Below are 16,755 nucleotides of genomic sequence, written 5' to 3'. Positions count from 1 at the left end.
CCCCACGCAAAGGACCGAGGTGCCTCCATGGCCGAAGCCGAGGACGTACGGACGCTCGCACTCGCCCTGCCCGCTACAGAGGAGCGCGTCACCTGGAACCAGCCGACGTTCCGGGTGAGCGGAAAGATCTTCGCCTGGATCACCGAAGACGAGCTCTGTGCCGGAGTGAAGGTCGACGGCAAGGAAGAACGCGACGAGCTCGTCGCGTCCGCGCCGGAGACCTTCTTCTACACCGATCACGACTCCCGCTACAACGTCGTGCAGCTCCGCCTGAACCGGATCGACCTCGGCGAGCTGGACGAACTGGTACGAGCCGCGTGGCGGGCGGCCGCGCCCAAGCGCCTGTTGAACGAACTCGATCAGGACGGTCAGTGAGGTTTTCTCTGGTCAGGGTCCGACTCGCGAGTCAAACGGGCGAGGTAGGCGTCCAGGGGCTGAACACGTCCCGGGAGGGCTTCTCGAAGGTTCCACCAGCGGATGGCCGCGATCTCCTCGTTGGCCTGGAAGTCCCGGACAATGGTGGTGCGGCCCGCGAACAATGCTGCGTACTCGGCTCGCTGATCGGGAGCCAGTTCGAAGCCCGCGTAGCCGATGAACCGCAAGGGTCCATCGGGCTTCTGACCGCTCTCCTCCAGCAACTCGCGTACGGCCGCCTGGCGTGGGGATTCACCATCCTCCACACGCCCGCCGGGTAGTTCCCAGCCCTGGCGCCATCGGTCGAAGACCATGAGGACGCTGTCGTCGTGCCAGACGGCGACCAACGCCGCAGGCAGCGGCGCGTCACGCGGTGGCGCCCCTTCAGCCCCGGGCGCAAAGGAGATCAAGGCGTTTCCGCGATCATCGACCACGAGCGATGGCACCTCAGGATGTGGCACCTCGCTATGATTCCCAGCCCCTCGCCGGAACTCTCCACTCCGACGACGGATGAGACGCCGCGACGTGGGTGAACGAGGCTTTCGCATAACCGACCAGAGGCCGTATCCGGTCTTCGGGCACTTGGCCTCTCTGGTTTGCACGGCAGCGGCGGAGGGAGCCAGCACGATGACGGACAACGGGCGTGTGCGCACCCGGGCGACATACTGGCTCAGGTCTTCCCCAAGGACGACGTCCTGGACGATCGCGGTCCATCCGTGGCGCGCGCACTCGTCGGCCACGAGTGCCGAAAGCCGGTAGCGCAGTTCCAGCTGAGCCCTGGCCTCGAGGGTCTCCTCGGGCAGCAGCTCCTCCCGGCCGGAGACCATCATCCGCCGGAAGATGTCACCACGCACGTGCGCGGCCCGGGGCAGCCGCCTGGCCAGGAGGTCGGCCACGGTGGACTTCCCCGCCGCCATCACGCCGGTGATCAGGACGACACCCCGAAGGGTTCCCGGGCCCTGGGGCCGTTCCGCCTGGCCGTGCTGGTGCTGCGCGGTTCCGTGCCCGCAGCCCGAGCGACATCCACGAAGCCTTCCTCAAGCTCGCCTGCTGCCTGATCACCCACCGGCGGCTCCGTTCACTGTGTTGCCGTTGTCAGCCGATGAGGGCCTGGGTGATCTGCCTGGTGGTCTGCACGGCGACCCGGGGGTTGACGGCGGCGTAGGAGGTGTAGGCGTTCAGGCCAGTGGCCAGGGCCCAGCCGCGGCCCCGCATCCAGGTGGCGTCGTCCACATCGAGGGCGTCGCGGAAGACGGCGCGGCTATCGGCAGACATCAGCGTGAAAGCGATCATCAGGTCACAGGCCGGGTCACCGGTGCCGAGCCCGCCGAAGTCGATGACGGCGCTGAGGCGGCCGTCGACGGTCAGCAGGTTGCCCGTGTGGAAGTCGCCGTGAAACCACACCGGAGAGCGGTCCCATCCGGGGGCACCCAGCGCCGCGTCCCACAGTTCGGTCATCGCTGTTGCGTCGAACACGCCGTCGACCTCGGCGATGGCGACCCGCGTCGCACGGTCCCGGTCGGACAACGGATGGCCGGTGAGGTCTTCCCGGGTGTTCTCGGCGGGGATGTCCTCGGGTGCGAACTGCTGCAAGGCAGCCAAGAACTGAGCCAGTTCAACGGCGGCCGTGGAGGAACCGGCCAGGGCCTCGACGGTCGCCACCTCCCCGTCCAGCCAGCGTGACACCGCCCACGGCCACGGATAGCCGAAGTCGGGTTCGCCCACCCCCGCCGGTACCGGGATGGCCAGGGGAAGGTGCGGGGCGAGCCGGGGCAGCCACTGGAATTCCTTCCTGGCCTGCCCGATGGCTCCGGCATGGCGGGGCAGCCGGACGGACAGCTCCTCACCCAGCCGGTAGATCACATGGTCAGAGCCGGCGGGGTCGAGCAGCTTCAGGGGCAGCCCCGCCCACTGCGGGAACTGAGTGTCGACCAGGCGCCTGACCAGAGCACCATCGATCTGCGGGCGGGCGTCCGCAGTTCTCACGGTCACCAAGAGCAACTCCTGTGGCCGGCCCGCTCCGAGCGACGGGCAGTCGGAGCCATCACAGTGGTTCGCGGCCCCACCTGTCGACCGAGTTTGCAACGCACGGCAACGTCATCGGAGCGTGGCCGGCATCCCGGCATCACAGGCACTGAAGGCTCGTAACACGATCTTGTCGACGGCGACGCGTTGGACCGGGCGGTGGGCCGTTGGCCGGCCGACCGGCGTTCCGGTGCCGGCGGTCGGCTGCGCGGACTGGCGGTCGACGGCAAGAGAGCACCACTCACCGGGCTGATCGACCGTTTCGAGATCGCCAGGATGCAGAAGCACTTCCTCGGACCGTGAGTGCATGTATGGGCGGCAGTCGGCCGGATACTCGTTCGGAATGGTACGGACGTTGAAGCGGCATGGAAGGCACAGCGCGGCCGGCCAGAAGGCCGAGACCGTGCGGGCACCTGAGGCCGGGCCGGATGAGCAGGTGGAGCGGCAGGCGCCGGACAAGCCGACGGACCTGCCCAAGCGCTCCTGGGGGGCGGTGCTGAAAGGCACCTTGAAGGAGTTCAAGAAGGACGAGCTGGCCGACCGGGCGGCGGCGCTGACCTACTACGGGATCCTGGCGCTGTTCCCGGCTCTGCTGGCGTTGATCTCGCTGCTCGGGGTCGTTGGGCAGTCGGCGTCGCAGCAGGTGCTGGACAACATCCAGAACCTGGCCCCGGGCGCGGCGCGGGATGTCCTGAGCAGTGCGGTGCAGCAGATGCAGGGCAACGCCGGGATCGGTTCGGTCATGGCGATCGTCGGTCTGCTGCTCGCGGTGTGGTCGGCCTCCGGCTATGTCGCCGCGTTCATCAGGTCCGCCAACGCGGTCTACGACGTCCCGGAGGGCCGGCCGGTGTGGAAGGTACTGCCCGTCCGCGTCGGTGTGACGGTTGTCCTGATGGTCCTGGCCGTGGTCAGCGCGGTGATCGTCGTGTTCACCGGTGGCCTGGCCGAGCAGCTCGGCTCCGCTCTGGGTGTCGGCGACACGGCGCTTACGGTGTGGTCGATCGCGAAGTGGCCGGTGCTGGCGGTCCTGGTCACCACCATGATCGCGATTCTGTACTGGGCGACGCCGAACGCGAGGGTGCGCGGGTTCCGCTGGATCACCCCGGGCAGTTTCCTGGCACTGGTGATCTGGATGATCGCCTCGGCCGGGTTCGCGTTGTATGTGGCGAACTTCGCCTCGTACAACAAGACCTACGGCACCTTCGCGGGCGTGATCATCTTCCTGGTGTGGCTGTGGATCACGAATCTGGCGATCCTGCTGGGCCTCGAATGCGACGCGGAGCTGGCCCGCCAGCGCGCGGTGGCGGGCGGCCAGCCGGCCGAGGAGGAGCCGTACGTACAGCCGCGCGACACCCGCAAGTGGGACGAGGAGGATCGCCGCCGTCTTGGATCCTGAGGTGGTGGGCACCGGTGTGACCTGGCCCTGAACGGGAAGTCGGCTGGTCATGGGGACGATGGCGGATCTTCACGATGGGGACCGCCGGCTGGCCAGACGGACGATCGGGTCGGGGCCACCCTGGGTACGGCGGCTCGCGCCGGCGGTGCGGGAGGCTGCCGCTGCGGGCGCGGGTGTGACGGCCATGACGATGTCCGAGGTGCTGTCGAACGCGGTCGCCAAGAAGTTGTACCGACGGCGCCGCCCACCCCGGGAATGGATCCCGCCGGGGAACTCCGGGAGCGCCCGGACAGCTCGTCGTTCCCCTCGGGGCACACCGCCGCGGTCGTCGCCTTCGCGGGCGCCGTCGCGCCGGTCTGTCCGGCCGCCGGTGCCGCCTGTGGGCTGTCGGCGGTGGTGGTGTCCGCCGAGCGGGTGCACAGCGGTGCTCACTATCCCTCCGACGTGGCCGCCGGAGGAGTGACCGGGCCGGCCGCGGCGGCCCTGGTACGGCCGCGCCCCATCTGCCGTGGCGACGGCTGCTCTGACAGGAGGTGATGCGCGCTGACCCGGGTACCCGGACAGCCGATCAGACGGTGGAAACAGAGCCGGCCGCTCGGTCATCCGGGCAGGCCCGAGGAAGGTGAGCACTCATGACAGCAGATGGTTCCCCCCGCCCGGGCAGCGGAGCGCAGGAACCGGTGAGTGACCTGGTCCAGCGTGCCTCGCGGCAGTTGTCGCAGCTGGTCCGCGACGAGATGCGCCTGGCGCAGGCGGAGATGACCGAGAAGGGCAAGCGGTTCGGCAGGGGCGGCGGCCTGTTCGGCGGCGCCGGGCTGATGGGCGTGCTGACCCTGCAAGCACTGGTGGCCACCGTGATCGCCGCTCTGTCGCTCGCCATGGATGTGTGGGTGGCGGCTCTGATCGTCACCGGCGTCCTGGCCGCCGTCACCGCGCTGATGGCGGCGCTCGGGAAGCGACAGATCGGCAAGGCATCCCCGCCGAGGCCCGAGCAGACCATGGAGAGCGTCAAGGCCGACATGGCCGAGATCAAGGAGAAGGCACACCGATGACCCCCGACAAGCCGAACAAGGGCGACAAGGCAGCACCTTCCCCGGAGGAGCTGCGGGAGCAGGTCGAGGCGACCCGCGAGGAACTCGGCGAGACCGTCGAGGCGCTCGCGGCGAAGACCGACGTCAAGGCCCGCGCCCAGGAGAAGACAGCGGCCGTCAGGCACCAGGTCGCCGAGAAGACCACACAGGTCAGGACCCAGCTGAAGGACAAGGCCACGCACGCGGCCCACGCGGTGCAGGACAGGACCGCCGAACCGGTGCGCGCCAAGGCCGCCGCGGCCACGGAGCAGGTCCACGACAAGGCCGCGCACGTCGCGGAGCTGGCCCGGGACAAAGCCCCGGAACCGGTACGTGAGAAGGCCGGCCAGGGCATGCGGGTGGCCCGCGCCAACCGCACTCCGCTGCTCGCGGCGGCCGGTGCGCTCATCGCGGTACTGCTCATCCGCCGCTCGCGGAGGCGCCGATGAAAGCGTCGAAAGTCGCTTACAAGCCGGTCGGCATGGCCATGGGCGCCCGAGCGATCTTCGCCGGTGTGAAAGCCGTCGTCGACCGCGGCGGCGCCACCGCCACCCGGCGCCTGACCGGCACCTGGCCCGGCTGACCGACCGTCGGCCTCCGCCGCCAATCGATTTCCGCTACACCCACCATGAACCCCTGCCGGCGACACGCCTCCAGCTCACGCCAACCCACGCGAAACACGCAGGAAACGGCCGCTTCCTAGACTCCGGCGAATGCGCCACCTGACCGTCCTTGACGCCCCCACCGAATGGAGCCGATTCGCCGAGGGCTCCATCGAACGCCGGATGCTGCTCGCCCTGGGCGACCGGCTCGGCACCGGGCTGCGTCCGAAGCCGCTCATGCTGCCCGACGGCAGCCGTGTCGAGGTCGAGGGGATCGACGCCGAGGGCAGGGTGCTCGTCCAACTCGTCAGCAATCAGGGCGCTTACAAGCCCGCCTACCGCAACAAGGTCATGGCGGACATGTTCAAGTTGCTCTGGCTGCGCGACTCCGTGCCGACCGCCGACCGTGCCGTACTCCTGGTCACCGAGCTGATCGTGCAGGCGCTCGGCGGCTGGGTGGCACGCGCGGCGGCGGACCTCGGGATCGAGATCTACGTCTTCGACGGCAGCACGGTCGTCACTCTCGAGCGCTGAACGTAAAGCGCGCGAAACAAACCGCGACGCAGGGCCGTAACACAAGGCTCCTACGGTCAACGACACCTAAGCGGATTTCCGCGTCGCAGTCACCCGCACTCGCTACGCACGCTCTCCGACTTCCAGGATCGGGCCTTCGTGCTCGCTACATGGATGGGAGCGTGAAGGTGACTGGTACGCCAGCGCTTGAACTACGGTCGGTGCACCGGGTCTACGGATTCGGGCCGTCCGCGACGAATGCCCTGGACGACGTCTCTCTGACGGTGCCGCCCGGCCGCTTCGTCAGCCTCATCGGACCCAGCGGCTGCGGCAAGTCGACACTGCTGCGCCTCGCGGCCGGCCTCGAACAGCCCGACCGCGGCGGGGTCCAAGTGCACGGCGTCCCCCCGGCGAAGGCGTGCGCCGCCAAGATGATCGGCCTCGTGCCGCAGAGCCCGGCGCTGCTGCTGTGGCTGTCCGTGCTGCGGAACGTCACGCTGCCACAGAAGATCAACAGGGGTGCCGCCAGGCGCCGCGAGCGCATCGCCGACTTCGAAGAGCGGCAAGCCGCCCCGGACATGCGGGACCTCCTCGTCAAGGCGGGTCTCGGCGAGGCCATGCACAAGCTTCCGGCACAGCTGTCCGGCGGCATGCGGCAGCGTGCCGCGATCGTGCGTGCCTTCGGCCTGCGGCCCGACGTGCTCGTCATGGACGAGCCCTTCTCGGCCCTCGACGAATTCACCCGCGAGAGCCTGCAGGACCAACTGCTCGACCTGTGGGACGAGTTGAAGACGACGGTCCTGTTCGTCACCCACTCCGTCTCCGAGGCCGTACGACTCTCGGACACCGTGGTCGTCATGGCACCTCGCCCCGGCCGCATCGTGGAGACCATCGACGTCGACCTGCCCCGGCCGCGCGGCGATCGCCTGTTCGGGGAACGTCACTTCCACGAGTACGAGGACCTGATCCGGGACCGACTGCGCCGTGCCTGGCACGGCGAGGCCGCGTGAGTGGGGTGCGAGAGATGACCGTGACCGACGAACGCACCAGCACCACCCTCGCGAACGAGACGAAGACGCCCACCGAACCGTCGCGCTTCAGCCTCAAGCACCCGAGGTCCCGGATCGCATGGATCCGCCCCTCCGCGTGGCTGCCCCTGACCGTGATGCTGGCGTTCCTCGCCGTGCTGTGGCAGTGGGGAGCCGACGAGCTGCCGTACCTGCTGCCGCCGCTGCCGAAGATCGGCAGCTCACTCGCCACCCAGTTCGGCTACTACGTCGACAACGCCCTGATCACCATGGGTGAGGCGACGGCCGGCCTCGCGATCGGGTTCGTCGGAGCGTTCGTCCTGGCGGTGCTGACCAGCGAACTCCCCCTGGTGCGCCGGGCCGTCATGCCGATCGCCGTCGTCCTCAACGTCACCCCGCTCGTGGCGATCGCACCGGCGCTGGTCGTGGCCTTCGGCTTCGGCCCGCTGCCCAAACTCCTCATCGCCGGCCTGATCTGCTTCTTCCCGATCCTCATCAACACCGCGGCCGGCCTGCGGTCCGTGCCGCAGCAGGTGCTGCAGGTGTACCGGACGATGGATGCCGGCCGTATCGAGCTGCTGTGGCACGTGCGCATCCCCAACGCGCTGCCGTTCCTGTTCGCGGCGCTGCGCATCGTCTTCCCGCTGTCGATCGTCGGCGCCGTGGTGGCCGAGATGTCGGCGTCGGGGTCGACCGGCGGCCTCGGCACCGCGATCAGCGTGGCCTCGTCCATGAACCAGCTGCCGGTCGTATACGCCTCGATCCTCGTCCTCGCGGTCATGGGCGTGCTGCTGCTCCTCGCCGTGACGCTGGTCGAACGCCGCGTACTCCACTGGCACGACAGCGCGCACAACTGACTCGGCTTCCCCTCACCGCGCCCGAGGCCGCCATGGCCGGGCGCTCGGCGACCCACGCCCTCTTCCGCACCGTTCCCCGGCGGCCATCGCCAGTTTGGAGTCACCCATGCAGCAACGTCTCTTCACATCCGCCCTCGCCGCCCTCGTCCTGACGGTCGGCGTCACGGGCTGCGGTTCGGATTCCGCCGACAGCGCCTCGGCGGGCTCGGAAGGTTCCGCGATCTCCGCCGGCCGCTGCGCCGAGAACAAGGCCACCGGCAAGATCACCTACCTGTCGGGCTACCAGTACCAGTCGTCGGTGTCGATCCTGGAGTACATCGCCGCGAGCAAGCTCGGCTACTTCAAGGACCTCTGCCTCGACGTCACCCTCAAGCCCGGCACCGGCGACACGGCGCAGAACACCAAACTGCTGGCCAGCGGCCAGGCGACCGTGAGTCCGGTCTCCGAGCAGGACGTCATCCAGGCCCGGGCCAACGGCATCGACATCACGGGCGTCTCCTCGTACTCGGACGCCGGAGTGGAGATCCTGATGACCAACAAGGACATCACCAAGCTGACCCAGCTCGACGGCAAGGTCGTCGGCCACAAGGGCTACGTACCCGCCACCGTCAGGGCGATGATGGTCAAGGCCGGAGTCGAGTGGGACTCGCTCAAGCTGGTCAAGCAGGGTTACGACCCCTCCGTACTGCCCCGCAAGCAGGGCGGCCTCGAAGCGCTCACCGGGTTCGTCTCCAACGAGCCCAACCAGCTCAAGGCAGCCGGCGACGACGTCACCGTGTGGAAGCCCGTCGACTACGACGTCCCGAGCTCGCTCGGCGCGATGGCCGTGAACCCCGCCTTCGCCAAGGCGCACCCGCACGCCGTGGAGGACATCCTGCGCGCCGCACTGCATGCCTACGACTACTGCTCGGCCGGCGAGCAGCACATCACCGAGTGCGTCGGATACGCCGCCGAGCTGGCCGGACCGACGTACGACAAAAAACTGAACGCGACCATCTGGAAGACCGAGACGCAGGTCGCCAAGGACAATCCGACACCCGGGCAACCGCTCGGCGGCATCGATCTCGACAACGTTACCGGGCTCGTCGACATGCTGCACCAGTTCCGGGTCGTGCCCGACAGCGTCACCGCCGACCAGGCCAAGGGGTGGTTCGACACCTCCTTCGTCAAGAACGTCCACACCGCCGACAAGCTCGTCTGGCCAGCACCGTAGCCCGCAGGAATCTCACGGAAAGGCGCACGCACATGCCCGCGAAGGAATACGGAATCTTCCTCCCCATCGGGAACGGCGGATGGATGCTCTCCACGACCGCCCCGCATACCGAGGCGAGTTACGAGTGGAACAAGCGAGCCGCTCTGCACGCGGAGAACATCGGCCTCGACTTCGTCATGTCGATGGCGAAGTGGCGCGGCTTCGGCGGCAGCACCGACCACTGGGGCCGTTCGCTCGAGTCGATGACGATGATGGCGGCGCTCGCCGAGGCGACCAGCCGGGTCAAGATCTGGGCGACCCTGCACGCGAATGTCCACAACCCGGCCATCGCCGCGAAGATGTTCACCACGCTCCAGGACATCTCCGGCGGCCGAGCCGGCATGAACATCGTCAACGGCTCCTACGCGGGCGAGTTCGAGCAGTTCGGGCAGTGGGACCCGGAGCTGAGCCACGCGGACCGCTACCGGATGACGGAACTGTGGACGGAGGCGGTCACCCGGCTGTGGACCGAGGACTCCGTCACCATGCGCACGCCGTACTTCGACCTCGTCGACTGCGAGTCCCGCCCGCATCCTGCTGTCCGCCCGACCCTGATCAACGCGGGCAGATCGGAGGAGGCCCGGCGCTTCCAGGCCAAGTACGCGGACGGCGCCTTCCTCGCCGCCGAGAGCCTCGACGAGATGCGGATGCTGTCGGCGGACGTCCATGGCCGGGCGAAGGCGGTCGGCCGTGTCTGCAAGACGTATTCGATGCTCACCGTCGTCCAGGACGAGACCGACGAACTGGCCGCCAAGAAGGTGAGGGAGTGGGGCGCGGGCCTCGACCGCGAGGCGCTCGCCCATATGCGCCACACCTGGGGCATCCCCGAGGACCAGGCCCGGGCGTGGGCCGACGGTGCGGACGGCGAGGCCGCGTTCCAGACCCCGTATGTCGCGGGATCGGCGCGGACGGTCACCGAGCACATCGAGTACATCGTGCGCGAGGCCGACCTCGACGGACTCATGCTGATCTTCCCGGAGTACGACGAGGACATGCTGCTGTTCGGCGAGACCGTCCTGCCGGCGCTGCGCGCCCGGGACGAGGTGGCGGCCTGATGTCCGACCTTCGTGACAGACAACTAGCCCACCTCACCCGCCCCGGCAGCAGTCCCGCGCTCGTCGTCGTCGACGTACAACGCGACTTCGCCGACCCCGACCGCCTAACGGAATACGGCCTCAAGGAAGCCGAGTTGACGGCGCTCGACCAGGCCATCACCCGTATCGGCGGCCTCGTCGACGCCGCACGTATGGCTCAAGTGCCGGTCCTCTGGGTCGAGTTGGGCAGTGATCCCGCCCGGCCGTGGCGGTCGAGCAACTGGCTGCGCGGAGGTGACTACGATGCGCCCATGAGCCCGGCCGAGCCGTGCGTTCTCGGGACGCCGGGGGCCGAGTGGTACCGCATGCGGCCGGCCGAGGGCGAACTACGCGTGGTCAAGCGCGGATACAGCGGCTTCCTCGGCACCGATCTCGACGCACGGCTGCGCGCGGCGGGCTGCGACTGGCTCACGATCGTGGGCCTGACGAGCGAGTGCTGTGTCGACGCGACCGCCCAGGACGCCGTGCAACTCGACTGGCCCGTGGTCGTCCCCCGGGACGCGACCGCCGCCTACGACCTGAATGTCAACGCCGCGGCCCTCCATCAGTTGGGACTCAACGTGGCCCTGCTCAGCGATGCCGACGAAGTCGTCGAGCTGTGGAAGAGGAGCGCGCGGTGAAGGGCATGCACATCGGCTACGACCTCTCCTTCACCCACACCGAGGGCGCGTGGGCCCGCCAGGGCTCCTGGGTCGGCCAGGACTTCCCCGACGTACGCATGTACATGGAACTGGCGCGGACCGCCGAGCGAGCCGGCGTCGGCTTGCTGTTCTTCGGCGACGGCAGCGGCATCCCCAGCACATGGCGGGGCAGCATCGAACCGGCCGTGGAGTGGGGCATCCAGTGGCCGCGTCACGACATGTCGCCGGTCATCGCGGCGATGTCCACCGTGACCGAGAAGGTCGGCTTCGGTCTGACGTACTCCTCGACGTTCCTGCACCCCTTCTACGTCGCCCGGCTGCTGAACTCTCTCGACCACGTGACCGGCGGGCGCATCGCCTTCAACGTGGTCGCCTCGACCCGCGGCGCGGACGCGGCGAATTACGGCTTCGGCGAGCTGATGGACCACGACCTGCGCTACGAGCGGATGGAGGAGTTCATCGCGGTCTGCCGGGCGCTGTGGGACTCGGTGGCACCCGACGCCATCGTGCGCGACCGGGACACGGGCCGGTTCGCCGACCCCGCGAAAGTGCACCCGATCGACCACGAGGGGCGCTTCTTCACCGTCAAGGGCCCGCTGGCGTCGGTACCCAGTCCGCAGCATCACCCGCTCATCGTGCAGGCGGGCAACTCGCCCCGGGGCATCGCCGCGTCGGCCCGGTTCGCCGATCTCGTCTTCGGCTTCGGCGGCAGCCTCGGGGGCCAGCAGCGTCACCGCAAACTGCTCGACGAGGCACTCCTCGCCGAAGGGCGGGACCCGGCGCATGTCGGCATCCTCTGGGCCACGCAGGTCATCGTCGGCCGTACGACGGCCGAGGCGCGGGCACGGCGCGACTCGGTGCACGAGTTCTGGAACGAGGAGGCCGTCGCCACCTACCTGTCGCACAACATCGGCTACGACCTCTCGAAACTGCCGCGGTCCTTCCGCCTGGCCGAGGTGCGCGACGCGATCGTCGCGGCCAACGCGAGTCCGGCAGGTCTCATCGGCTCGCTCATCGTGGAGTTCGGCGCGGACCACACGATGAGCCGCGACGAGTTCTTCGCGCACGGCCGCGAGCGCGCGACGGGCCTCGACCACAGCATCGTCGGCGACCCCGCCACCGTCGCCGACGCGCTGGAGGAGAACTTCGCCGCGACCGGATCACGCGGCGGCTACATGTTCTCCAGCCCACTGGCCATGCCCTCGGGCTTCACCGGGATCAGCGAGCTGCTCCTGCCCGAACTGCGCCGCCGCGGCGCGCTCGCGCCGGCCTACCCCGGCGGCACGCTGCGCGAGAACCTGGCGGTGTGAGATGACCGGAGCGAGCGAGCGCCGCCACTGGCTGGCCCTCGGCAGCCTGTGCGCGGGGTTCTTCATGCTCCTGCTGGACAGCACGATCACCTCGGTCGCGCTGCCCGCACTGATCACCGGCCTCCACACCACCGAGACCCTCGCCATCTGGGTCAACAGCAGCTATCTCATCGCCTACGCGGTACCCCTGATCATCGCGGGCCGGCTGGGCGACCGCTACGGCCACCGCCGCATCCACCTGCTCGGACTCGCGGCCTTCACGCTCGGATCACTCCTGTGCGCGCTGGCCCCCACCATCACGGCCCTCATCGGATGGCGGGTCGCCCAGGGCATCGGTGCCGCGCTGATGACGCCGCAGTGCCTCACCCTCATCAAGGCGCTGTTCCAGCCGCCTCGCCTCGCCGTCGCGCTCGGCACCTGGGGCGCGGTCGGCGGAGCCGCGGTGGCCGCCGGACCGCTGCTCGGCGGGCTGCTGGTCGCCGTCGGCGGCTGGCCCGCGGTGTTCTGGGTCAACGTCCCGATCGGCGTCGCGGCGATGGCCGCGGTGGCCGCGTTCGTACCCGACCTGCCCCGCCAGAAGGAGGCCATCCCGGTGTGGGCGATCTGCGCGAACGCGACCGGCGTCGGCGCGCTCGCGCTCGGCATCCAGGGCACGGACGACGCAAGCGCCGACGCGTGGGGCGTACCGCGCTGGCTGCTCGCTGTCGGCGGCGCGCTGGTCGTCGCGGCCGTCGTCTGGCTGCAGCGTCGCGACGGGCAGCGCGCGCTCGTGCCGATCGCGTTGCTGCACAGCCGCGGGTTCGTCACCGCGGCCTGGGGTGGCGCCGCCGCGGCCTTCTGCGCGGGCTCGGCCATGATCCCCCTGATGCTCTACCTCCAGCAGGAGCGCGGGCTCACCCCCGGCGCGGCGGCCCTAACCCTCGTACCCATGGGAGTGCTGTGCCTGCTCGGCGCTCCGGTGTCGGCCCGGCTCAACAACGGGATCGGCTCGCGCGCGGTCGCCGTCATCGGCTCGTCCGCGCTCGTCCTGTCCATCGGAGCATCGGCGGTACTCGTCGCGGCCAACGCACCGATCCTCGCCCTGACCGCTGCCTTCGCCGTGTACGGAGTGGCCAACTCGTTCGTCTGGTCACCCCTGTCGATCGCGGCAGTGACCTCAGTCGCCCCGGACGAGGTCGGGGCGGCGTCGGGAACCTTCAACGCCATGAAACAACTCGGCGCGGTGCTGGGCAGCGCGGCCTGTGCCGTTCTCCTGGCCGGATTCGGCTACGCCGCCACCCTCGGCGCGCTCGCCGCCGTAGGACTGCTCTGCCTCCTCGCCTCCGCGCTCCTGCGCCATGACCAGCGGGAGGCCGGCACGCCCACGGCGTCGGCCGTCGAACCCCATCTACCCACAGGAGTCGCCTGATGAAGGCTGTCGCCGTCGTCGGAAACCCCAAGCCCGGCTCACGCACCCGCGACGCCGCCGAACGCCTCGCCGCAGCCCTCGAATTGGACTGCGAGGTCATCGAAGTCACCGCGCTCGGGCCCGGCTTGCTCGCCTGGGGCGACCCGGGCGTCACCGCGGCTGTCGAGCAGGTCCGGTCCGCCGACCTCGTGATCGCGGCATCTCCCACCTACAAGGGCACCTACACCGGCCTGCTCAAACTCTTCCTGGACCAGTTCCCCACCGCGACCGGCCTCGCCGGCCAAGTGGCGCTGCCCCTCATGCTCGGCGCGGGGCCCGCGCACGCGCTCGCTCCCGAACTCACCCTCAAACCAGTACTGGTCGAACTCGGAGCGACCTGCCCCGCACAGGCCCTGTACCAACTCGACTCCACCTACACCACCGATGACTCACTCCCCCGCTGGACCGGGCGATGGAGTCGGATCGTGCTCGACGCCGCGAAGGCGAGGACCGCGCGATGACGACAATGACAGGGTTCACCTCGGACCCCGGCGACATGAAGAGGGCGTTCTCCGGGTTCCCGTCAGGAGTCGCCGCCCTCGCGGCGCGCGTCCACGGCGAGCCGACCGTCATGATCGTGTCGTCGTTCGCCGTCGGGATCTCCCATCACCCGCCCATGGTCTCCTTCGCCGCACAGCACAGCTCGACGACCTGGCCCGTGCTGTCCCGCGCACAGACCATCGGCATCTCCGTCCTGGGCGAGGAACACAGCGACAAGGCCCGCCAACTCGCCTCCCGCACCAAGGAGAGCCGCTTCGCCGGCCTCGGCACAACGGAAACAACGTCCGGCGCGATCTTCCTGGACGGCGCGCCCGTCTGGCTCGAGTGCACGGTCGAGCACAACTATCCGGCCGGCGACCACGACATCATCGTGCTGCGCGTGCTCGCCATGATGACCGACGACGACCACAATCCGATCGTCTGGCACCGTCAGACACTGAAAATGCTGGGCAGTTGAGGAGATGTTGGCGTGCCTGGCGTCCACGCGGAGGGCAACACCCAGATCGCGTCGGCGGCTGGCCCGGGGTGCTGGGCGCTTGCTGGCGCGGTGTACAGGCCGGGATAGCCTCGGAGCAACCCGGACAGGCACCCGAAGTGGGTGGTGCCCCAGGGGTCGGTGACGGCAGTGGCCTGGAACAGGGTGAGGTTGCCCCGCACCATGCCCGCCACGATTGCGATCCCCATCAGCGCGGGGAGAGGGCCGGAGACCATGGCGAACGCTGCGGTCTTGGTCCCGCCCATCGGGATCAGGACGACGGTACGTGTGGTGACGCGTGGGTGGCGGGCGAGGGCGGCGTTGGATCCCCCAGCTGGTGATCTGCGTGACGCATAGCGCGAGCAGAGCAGTGCGGGGGCCGCGACCGGTCCCCGGTTCCGGTCGCGGCGAGGTCGGCCGCAGTGGTGTCAGCAGCCGCCGGATGTGGTCGGTGCGCCGATGCCGATCTGCAGGGTGGCCGGGGCCGCGCAGCAGCCACCGCCGCCGTCGGTCTGTGCGGCGTCGGGGTCGTCGAACAGGCCCGCGCCGCCGCACACTCCCGTCTCGGGAAGGGTCAACTCGACGCGCTCGGCCGCCTCCTGGTCCCCGGCGATCGACGCGGCGACTGAACGCACCTGCTCGTAGCCGGTCATCGCGAGGAACGTGGGGGCACGGCCGTAGGACTTCATGCCGACCAGGTAGACGCCCTGCTCGGGGTGGGACAGCTCGTTGACGCCGTGCGGGTAGACCGTGCCGCAGGAGTGGACGTTGGGGTCGATGAGCGGGGCCAGTGCGGTCGGTGCCTGGAGGCGTTCGTCGAGGCCGAGGCGGACCTCGGAGAGGAAGGAGAGGTCGGGGCGGAAGCCGGTGAGGACGATGACCTCGTCGACCGGGTCGAGGCGCCGGCCGTCTTCCGCGACGAGCACCAGCCGGTCGCCGTCGCGCTCCACCGCCTCCGTACGGAATCCGGTGGCCGCGCTCGCGTGGCCCGCCTCCACAGCCGTCTTGGCACGCAGGCCGAGTGCGCCACGGGCGGGCAGCTGGTCGGCCTCGCCGCCGCCGAACGTGGACCCCGTGATCCCCCGGCGCAGGATCCACACCGCGTGTGTCCCGTCTTCCTCCTTCGCCAGGTCGGCCAGGGAGGCGAGGGCCGTGAAGGCGGACGCTCCGGAACCTACGACCGCGGTGCGCTTTCCCGCGTAACGGGCGCGTACGGCAGGGTCCTTGAGGTCCGGCACGCGATACGAGACGCGCTCGGAGGCCGCCTTCTCCCCCAGTGCGGGCAGGCCGTCGGCACCCATCGGGCCGGGTACGGCCCAGGTCCCGGAGGCGTCGACGACCGCACGCGCGGCGAGGCGCTCCTCGCGGCCGTCGGCCAGCTCAATGTGCACGGTGAAGGGCTGCCCCTCGCGGCCGGAGTCGACGATACGGTCCCGGCCCGCCCGTGCCACTCCGGTCACGCGCACGCCGTAGCGGACCCGGTCGCCCAGGACGTCGGCGAGCGGCTGGAGGTACGACTCGGCCCAGTCGCCGCCGGTGGGATACGACGCTCCGTCGGGGCGGACCCAGCCGGTCGGGGCGAGCAGCTTCTCGGCGGCCGGGTCGACGACCTCGGACCAGGGAGAGAACAGCCGCATGTGCGACCAGTCACGCACAGCGGTGCCTGCGGACGGGCCGGCCTCCAGGACCAGCGGTTCGATACCGCGCCCGACGAGATGGGCGGCGGCGGCCAAGCCGACCGGTCCGGCTCCGACGATCACGACGGGCAGCTGATCGGTGGTGGGCGTGCTCACTCGATTCCCCTTTGCTTCGACATTCGTCGATCTCTTGCACGGCAAGCATGGCACCTGATTCGATAAGCGTCAACATAGACATTCATCGAATCGGTGCGGAGATCGTGGAGCATGCTCAGGTGGCCGTCATCAGGGGCGGCCAGTCCGGGCTGGCCACAGCGCACGCCCTTCTCGGGCAGGGGCTTCGGCCGGTAGCGCTGGAGGGGGTCCGACCAAGCGGCCGGACTCTGGCCGTACACGCGCCCGGGTTCGCGAAGTCCACACCGCCGTCTACGAGTTCGTACTGCCCCTGGAGGGCCGCAGGCGACTCGCGGCGCGCGCGGTTGTCGCGACGTCC

The 16,755-nt window shown here is 69.6% G+C and carries 21 protein-coding genes and 1 pseudogene; 17 read left to right on the top strand and 5 right to left on the bottom strand.

The annotated features are described in order from the left end of the window. The first annotated feature begins 27 nt into the window (after positions 1–27). Positions 28–375, top strand: a complete 348-nt coding sequence (locus tag AB0I98_RS32290) for an MmcQ/YjbR family DNA-binding protein (protein WP_362948151.1) — start codon at positions 28–30, stop codon at positions 373–375. On the opposite strand, the gene AB0I98_RS32285 is transcribed toward AB0I98_RS32290, so the two are convergent. The 3 genes and pseudogenes from AB0I98_RS32285 to AB0I98_RS32275 form a co-directional block, all read right to left on the bottom strand. Next, complete coding sequence (locus AB0I98_RS32285) at positions 369–962, bottom strand: NUDIX hydrolase (protein ID WP_362948224.1); 594 nt, start codon at positions 960–962, stop codon at positions 369–371. The genes AB0I98_RS32290 and AB0I98_RS32285 overlap by 7 nt on opposite strands. After that, a pseudogene (locus AB0I98_RS32280) lies at positions 963–1,346 on the bottom strand (AAA family ATPase); the annotation flags it as partial. It lies immediately after the preceding gene. 163 nt (positions 1,347–1,509) lie between these two features. Then, complete coding sequence (locus tag AB0I98_RS32275; RefSeq protein ID WP_362948149.1) at positions 1,510–2,409, bottom strand: aminoglycoside phosphotransferase family protein; 900 nt, start codon at positions 2,407–2,409, stop codon at positions 1,510–1,512. A gap of 189 nt (positions 2,410–2,598) precedes the next feature. Here AB0I98_RS32275 and AB0I98_RS32270 point away from each other — a divergent pair, with 189 nt between their 5' ends. The 16 genes from AB0I98_RS32270 (at position 2,599) to AB0I98_RS32195 (ending at position 14,607) form a co-directional block, all read left to right on the top strand. After that, positions 2,599–2,742, top strand: coding sequence for a hypothetical protein (locus tag AB0I98_RS32270; RefSeq protein ID WP_362948148.1), 144 nt, complete (start codon positions 2,599–2,601; stop codon positions 2,740–2,742). 40 nt (positions 2,743–2,782) lie between these two features. Next, positions 2,783–3,835, top strand: a complete 1,053-nt coding sequence (locus AB0I98_RS32265) for a YihY/virulence factor BrkB family protein (protein ID WP_362948147.1) — start codon at positions 2,783–2,785, stop codon at positions 3,833–3,835. Positions 3,836–4,090: 255 nt separating this feature from the next. After that, positions 4,091–4,372 carry a phosphatase PAP2 family protein gene (locus tag AB0I98_RS32260; protein ID WP_362948146.1) on the top strand — a complete coding sequence of 94 codons (282 nt, stop codon included), beginning with the start codon at positions 4,091–4,093 and terminating at the stop codon, positions 4,370–4,372. Positions 4,373–4,467: 95 nt separating this feature from the next. Further along, the gene (locus AB0I98_RS32255; protein WP_362948144.1) at positions 4,468–4,887 is read left to right on the top strand and encodes a phage holin family protein; all 420 of its coding nucleotides are present in this window, start codon (positions 4,468–4,470) and stop codon (positions 4,885–4,887) included. Continuing rightward, complete coding sequence (locus AB0I98_RS32250; protein WP_362948143.1) at positions 4,884–5,354, top strand: DUF3618 domain-containing protein; 471 nt, start codon at positions 4,884–4,886, stop codon at positions 5,352–5,354. The genes AB0I98_RS32255 and AB0I98_RS32250 overlap by 4 nt, the downstream gene beginning before the upstream one ends. Next, a complete protein-coding gene (locus AB0I98_RS32245) occupies positions 5,351–5,488 on the top strand; it encodes a hypothetical protein (protein WP_362948141.1) in 138 nt (45 codons plus the stop codon). The genes AB0I98_RS32250 and AB0I98_RS32245 overlap by 4 nt, the downstream gene beginning before the upstream one ends. A 130-nt stretch (positions 5,489–5,618) precedes the next feature. After that, positions 5,619–6,041, top strand: a complete 423-nt coding sequence (locus tag AB0I98_RS32240) for a hypothetical protein (RefSeq protein WP_362948139.1) — start codon at positions 5,619–5,621, stop codon at positions 6,039–6,041. A gap of 167 nt (positions 6,042–6,208) precedes the next feature. Continuing rightward, entirely contained in the window at positions 6,209–7,030 is an 822-nt protein-coding gene (locus AB0I98_RS32235) for an ABC transporter ATP-binding protein (protein WP_362948138.1), read from the top strand. A gap of 14 nt (positions 7,031–7,044) precedes the next feature. After that, positions 7,045–7,905 (top strand): ABC transporter permease, encoded by an 861-nt coding sequence (locus AB0I98_RS32230; RefSeq protein ID WP_362948137.1) that lies wholly within the window; start codon positions 7,045–7,047, stop codon positions 7,903–7,905. A 106-nt stretch (positions 7,906–8,011) separates the two neighbouring features. Beyond that, a complete protein-coding gene (locus tag AB0I98_RS32225) occupies positions 8,012–9,118 on the top strand; it encodes an ABC transporter substrate-binding protein (RefSeq protein WP_362948135.1) in 1,107 nt (368 codons plus the stop codon). Between the two features lie 32 nt (positions 9,119–9,150). Next, positions 9,151–10,212: an LLM class flavin-dependent oxidoreductase gene (locus tag AB0I98_RS32220; RefSeq protein ID WP_362948134.1), complete on the top strand. Its 1,062-nt coding sequence runs from the start codon at positions 9,151–9,153 to the stop codon at positions 10,210–10,212. After that, positions 10,212–10,871 (top strand): isochorismatase family cysteine hydrolase, encoded by a 660-nt coding sequence (locus AB0I98_RS32215; RefSeq protein ID WP_362948132.1) that lies wholly within the window; start codon positions 10,212–10,214, stop codon positions 10,869–10,871. Before AB0I98_RS32220 ends, AB0I98_RS32215 begins: the two co-directional genes overlap by 1 nt. Positions 10,872–10,876: 5 nt before the next feature. Beyond that, positions 10,877–12,202, top strand: coding sequence for an NtaA/DmoA family FMN-dependent monooxygenase (locus AB0I98_RS32210; RefSeq protein ID WP_362948222.1), 1,326 nt, complete (start codon positions 10,877–10,879; stop codon positions 12,200–12,202). 1 nt (position 12,203) lies between these two features. Then, entirely contained in the window at positions 12,204–13,610 is a 1,407-nt protein-coding gene (locus AB0I98_RS32205) for an MFS transporter (protein WP_362948131.1), read from the top strand. Further along, the gene (locus AB0I98_RS32200) at positions 13,610–14,110 is read left to right on the top strand and encodes an NAD(P)H-dependent oxidoreductase (protein WP_362948129.1); all 501 of its coding nucleotides are present in this window, start codon (positions 13,610–13,612) and stop codon (positions 14,108–14,110) included. The genes AB0I98_RS32205 and AB0I98_RS32200 overlap by 1 nt, the downstream gene beginning before the upstream one ends. Continuing rightward, positions 14,107–14,607, top strand: a complete 501-nt coding sequence (locus AB0I98_RS32195) for a flavin reductase family protein (protein ID WP_362948128.1) — start codon at positions 14,107–14,109, stop codon at positions 14,605–14,607. Before AB0I98_RS32200 ends, AB0I98_RS32195 begins: the two co-directional genes overlap by 4 nt. On the opposite strand, the gene AB0I98_RS32190 is transcribed toward AB0I98_RS32195, so the two are convergent. Then, positions 14,580–14,891: a hypothetical protein gene (locus AB0I98_RS32190; RefSeq protein WP_362948126.1), complete on the bottom strand. Its 312-nt coding sequence runs from the start codon at positions 14,889–14,891 to the stop codon at positions 14,580–14,582. The two genes, AB0I98_RS32195 and AB0I98_RS32190, sit on opposite strands and share 28 nt — an antisense overlap. 162 nt (positions 14,892–15,053) lie before the next feature. After that, positions 15,054–16,418, bottom strand: coding sequence for an NAD(P)-binding domain-containing protein (locus AB0I98_RS32185; RefSeq protein WP_362948124.1), 1,365 nt, complete (start codon positions 16,416–16,418; stop codon positions 15,054–15,056). Positions 16,419–16,755 lie beyond the last annotated feature (337 nt).

Origin of the sequence: Streptomyces sp. NPDC050211, from assembly GCF_040656035.1 — a bacterium.
Classification (GTDB): domain Bacteria; phylum Actinomycetota; class Actinomycetes; order Streptomycetales; family Streptomycetaceae; genus Streptomyces.
Note: the sequence above shows the minus strand (reverse complement) of the source record. Positions and strands in the feature narration are given on the sequence as shown.